Raw genomic sequence first — 4,639 nt, forward strand, 5'->3', positions numbered from 1 at the left:
CACCCAAGGATATAGGGTATGCCATTCGCGAGGCACGTAAGGCGCAAAAGTTAACTCAAAAAGAGTTAGCTGCCATAAGTGGTGTGTGGCAGGAAACAATTTCAAAGATAGAAAATGGTGTTGGTGGAACGAAGTTGGAAACGCTTTTTGATCTGCTTGCGGCTTTGGATCATGAAATTTTAATCCAAACGCGTAGCAAAGGCATGGCAACTGATATTGAGGACTGGTTCTAAGTGGGGCGTCGCCGAAGTTATCAGCCTTTGAGTGTTTTTATGAACAGGCGTCTTGTTGGGACGCTTGTGCGCGAAAGTACAGGTGCTGTCCATTTTACTTACGACAGGTCCTGGCTGGATTGGGAAGGTGCCATCGCGGTTTCCCTTTCTTTACCCTTACGTGCTGACCGTTATATTGGTGCGCCTGTTATCGCTGTTTTTGAAAACCTGTTGCCGGATAATGACAGTATACGCCAACGTGTTGCGGAACGTGTCGGCGCGCAGGGGACAGATGCCTATAGCATGCTGTCAAAAATCGGACGAGATTGTGTTGGTGCTTTGCAGTTCTTGCCGGAAGGAGAAGAGCCGTCCGAAACAGGAAATCTGGATGGCGAGATCGTCAATGAAAGACAAATCGAAGAAATATTAAAAGATCTTGATGTGGCACCGCTTGGTATTCGTGGAGATCATGATTTCAGAATCTCAGTGGCGGGGGCGCAGGACAAAACAGCCCTGTTGTATTATGACGGGCAATGGATGGAACCTTCGGGAACAACGCCGACGACCCATATTATCAAGCCACAGATCGGTCGATTGTCGAACGGTATGGATTTATCCAATAGCGTTGAAAATGAATATATTTGCCTGAAATTACTTGCGGCTTTCGGTTTACGCACAGCGTCTGTAGAAATGTCAACCTTTGGGGAGCGCAAGGCTTTGGTTGTTGAACGTTTTGATCGTCGCTGGACAAAAGATGGCCGCCTTATCCGTTTGCCACAAGAAGACATGTGTCAGGTGCTTTCGGTTCCCCCTACTGGAAAATATCAAAATGAAGGTGGCCCAGGGATTGTCGATATCATGAAGAGACTGCGGGGTAGTGATGAGCCCATGCAGGATAGGTTAGGTTTTTTCAAAGCTAATATTTTGTTCTGGTTGATGGGGGCAACCGATGGGCACGCAAAGAATTTTAGCATCGCCCTGATGCCAGAAGGGCGGTTCCGTTTAACGCCTTTCTATGATGTACTCACCGTGCAGCCAACCTTTGACCAAAAGCAGATCCAGCAAAAAAAATTCAGACTCGCAATGAGTTTTGGCAAGTCCAACCACTATAGGATTGGGGATATCTGTGCGCGACACATATATGAAACAGCCACAGCTTCGGGCCTGTCGAAAGAGCTGGTGCAAAAGGTTTTTCAGGAAATTCACGAAACTGCAGAGGAAGCAATTGAGAAGACCTTCAAAGAACTTCCAGAAGGTTTTCCGGAAGAATTGATGGAATCACTTTGCGGAGCTTTAAACAGCAGGTTGCAAGAACTGTTGTAACAATTTTACCAGCAACACCCGCTCGCCAACTAACCACCTGCCAGCCTAGGTATCAAAAATACTTCGCTGTCTTCGGGGATGGGTTGGAACCAGTCGTCGCGGTAGATGGTGCCGTTGATGGCGACGGCGATGCTGCCTTTTTCCAGTTCGGGTTTTAGCTCAGGGCACTGCTTTTCCAGACCGTTCAGCAACTGGCGGATGTTCTTTGCTTCTATTTCAAGCGTCGAAATGCCACCAGCGGCCTGTTGGATTGTGCCGGAAAGGGTGACTTGAACCATATCTTCCTCTGTTCTGTCGTTGTTAGGCGTAACGCTTTTCCCGTTGATTTATAAGAGGGCTTCATCGTTCGGGTCGAAACCGACACTTCTCTCTTCATGCACCGGAAATATCCGGGCGAGAATATCCCGGCGAGAATATCCCGAAAAAAATCAAGTTAAACAGCGATAAAGCTTTTGTCTTTACGCTTTTAATATAGCAAACGGCCCCTTTGTTGGTAAGGGGCCGTTTGATCATTTACGTCAACTGACCTGAAGGCTTGCTGGTCCTATTCAGCTGCCACTTTGGCGGTATCGATTGCCTTGAGCACCCGTGGGGGTGACATGGGCAGTTCTGTCATACGGACACCCGCAGCAGCAGAGACACCATTGGCAATGGCGGCCAGTGGCGGCACGATTCCGGTTTCACCAACGCCGCGCACACCATAGGGGTGACCGGGGTTGGGGACTTCGACAATCACGGTGTCAATCATCGGCAGGTCAGAAGCCACAGGCATACGGTAATCAAGGAAGCCTGCGTTTTGCAGTTTGCCATCATCGCCATAGATATATTCTTCGTTGAGTGCCCAGCCAATACCCTGTGCGGCACCGCCCTGGAACTGTCCTTCGACATAGTCAGGATGAATGGCTTTGCCCGCATCCTGAATAACCGTATAGCGAATGATATCGACCTTGCCCGTTTCCGGATCAACCTCTGTATCCACAATGTGGGTGCCAAAGCTGACGCCCGCACCATCAGCATTGTATTCGTGATGCCCGGCAATTGGGCCACCTGTCTTGCCAGCGGTTGCCGCGATTTCAGCAAGGGAAAGTGGTTCAAAATCCCCGGCATTGGGGCCGGATGGTTTGGCACAACCGTCTTCCCAAGTCACAGCCTCGGCGGGGATATCCCAGATCATGGCGGCACGTTTACACATTTCGGTAACGGCTTGTTGTGAAGCCTTGATCACTGCCATACCGCTAGAGAAAGTCACGCGGCTGCCTTCGGTTGTATCATTGTACCCAAGGGCAGAGGTATCAGCCACAATGGCACGCACCTTATCGTAAGGAATGCCCAGTTCTTCGGCGGCCATGATGCACATGGAAGCACGGGAACCGCCGATATCCGGTGTACCCACCGCAATGGTCACGGTGCCGTCGGCATTGATGTTCAGGTTGGAACAGGTTTCACCGCCAAAGTTGAACCAGAAACCACTGGCAACACCACGGCCCTGATTAGGGCCTAGGGGGGCATTATAATGCGGGTGGGCTTTGGCTGCTTCGAGTGTTTCGACAAGGCCGCAAGACCCGAATTTTGGCCCGTAAGAGCTTTTGCTACCTTCCTTGGCGGCGTTCTTCAGGCGTAGATCAATGGGGTCCATGCCAATACGTGTGGCGAGTTCGTCGATGACACTTTCGACCGCATAGACGGACATTGGTGCGCCGGGGGCGCGGTATGCCGCGCCTTTCGGACGGTTGGTCACCACGTCGTAAGCTTCGGTCTTGACGTTATCCAATGCATAACAGGCAAAGGCAGACATGGCCCCGAAATCAGCCGGGGCACCCGCAAAGGCACCGCCCTGATAGCGGAATTCACCATACCCGGCGGTAATGCGACCGTCTTTGGTGACACCGATCTTGACGTTCATGCTGGAACTTGCGGTTGGGCCAGAAGCTTTGAAAACTTCGTCTCGTGTCATGGCGATTTTCACCGGACGACCAGCTTTGCGGGACAGGGCGAGAGCAACGGGTTCAATAAAGACCGTTGTCTTACCGCCAAAGCCACCACCGATTTCAGAAGCCGTGACCCGCAGACGGGATACGTCAATGCCCAGCAACGATGCACAGACCTGACGAACATGGAAGTGACCCTGGGTACAGCACCATAGCTCGCTCATGCCATCTGCGCCGACGTTGGCGACACAGGCGTGGGGTTCTATGTAACCCTGATGAGTTGCCGCAGTTTTAAAGCTGCGTTCGATGATTTCGTCGGCTTGGGCAAAGCCCGCGTCGATATCGCCGTGACCGAATTCACTGCGGGCAACCACGTTGGATGGTTTTGTCGGTGCCGGGCTAATGCCGCGTGTGATGATGCTGTCATGCAGCACGGGCGCATCCGGTGACATGGCTGCGTCCACGTCTGTGACGTGGGGCAGGGGTTCATAGTCGATTTTGATAAGCTTGAGCGCTTTGCGGGCAACAGCACGGCTGGTCGCGGCAACGGCTGCGACGGCATGACCTTCGTACAGGGCCTTTTCACGGGCCATGATGTTATAGAGAACATCGGCGTGATCATCGTTCGGGGCAAAGTCGTCGCGGGTGACAACGGCTTTGACGCCAGACAGCGCTTCGGCTTCTGAACTGTCGATGCTTTTGATGACGGCATGCGGGTGCGGACTGCGCAGGATCAGACCAACGAGCTGTCCGGGCATGACCATATCGGCACCAAAGCGTGCTTTACCCGTTACCTTATCCATCCCATCCGGCCGGGCCGGGCGGCTGCCGACAACCTTAAAGGAAGCTGCTTTTTCAGCATCATATTTTGATGTCGAGCTTTCGATTTCTTTCTTTACGGGTGCGTTATCTGCATCAGGATTACGAGCCATATCAATTGCCTCTCATTTCAGCGGCGGCGTCCATGACCGCGCGAATGATTTTGTCATAGCCTGTGCAGCGGCACAGGTTTCCGGCGAGCCAGTAACGAACTTCTGTCTCGGTCGGGTCGGGGTTCTTTTCCAAAAGGGCCTTTGCAGCAACAACAAAACCCGGTGTGCAAACGCCGCATTGCAGGGCAGCGTTGTCCAAGGTTTTTGGGGGAACAGGGGGTAGTTCCGTACCTTTGGCAATCCC

Annotated in this window: 5 protein-coding genes; 2 read left to right on the forward strand and 3 right to left on the reverse strand. The window is 52.3% G+C overall.

All coding sequences use genetic code 11. The features are described 5' to 3' along the window. A partial coding sequence (locus tag Q0241_RS02595; RefSeq protein ID WP_299372605.1) for a helix-turn-helix transcriptional regulator occupies positions 1-233 on the forward strand: 233 nt, incomplete at its 5' end. A gap of 39 nt (positions 234-272) precedes the next feature. Further along, the gene (locus Q0241_RS02600; RefSeq protein WP_299372608.1) at positions 273-1,535 is read left to right on the forward strand and encodes a type II toxin-antitoxin system HipA family toxin; all 1,263 of its coding nucleotides are present in this window, start codon (positions 273-275) and stop codon (positions 1,533-1,535) included. Between the two features lie 29 nt (positions 1,536-1,564). Here the strand turns inward: Q0241_RS02600 and Q0241_RS02605 are convergent, their stop codons facing one another. From Q0241_RS02605 to Q0241_RS02615, 3 genes are all read right to left on the reverse strand, one after another. Then, on the reverse strand, positions 1,565-1,813 hold the full coding sequence (locus Q0241_RS02605; RefSeq protein ID WP_299372611.1) for a MoaD/ThiS family protein: 249 nt from the start codon (positions 1,811-1,813) through the stop codon (positions 1,565-1,567). A gap of 266 nt (positions 1,814-2,079) precedes the next feature. After that, positions 2,080-4,395, reverse strand: a complete 2,316-nt coding sequence (locus tag Q0241_RS02610) for a xanthine dehydrogenase family protein molybdopterin-binding subunit (protein ID WP_299372614.1) — start codon at positions 4,393-4,395, stop codon at positions 2,080-2,082. A 1-nt stretch (position 4,396) separates the two neighbouring features. Continuing rightward, positions 4,397-4,639 (reverse strand): 2Fe-2S iron-sulfur cluster-binding protein (locus Q0241_RS02615; protein ID WP_299372617.1); only part of this gene is annotated, 243 nt, incomplete at its 5' end.

Origin of the sequence: uncultured Kiloniella sp. (genome assembly GCF_937128705.1) — a bacterium.
Lineage (GTDB): Bacteria > Pseudomonadota > Alphaproteobacteria > Kiloniellales > Kiloniellaceae > Kiloniella.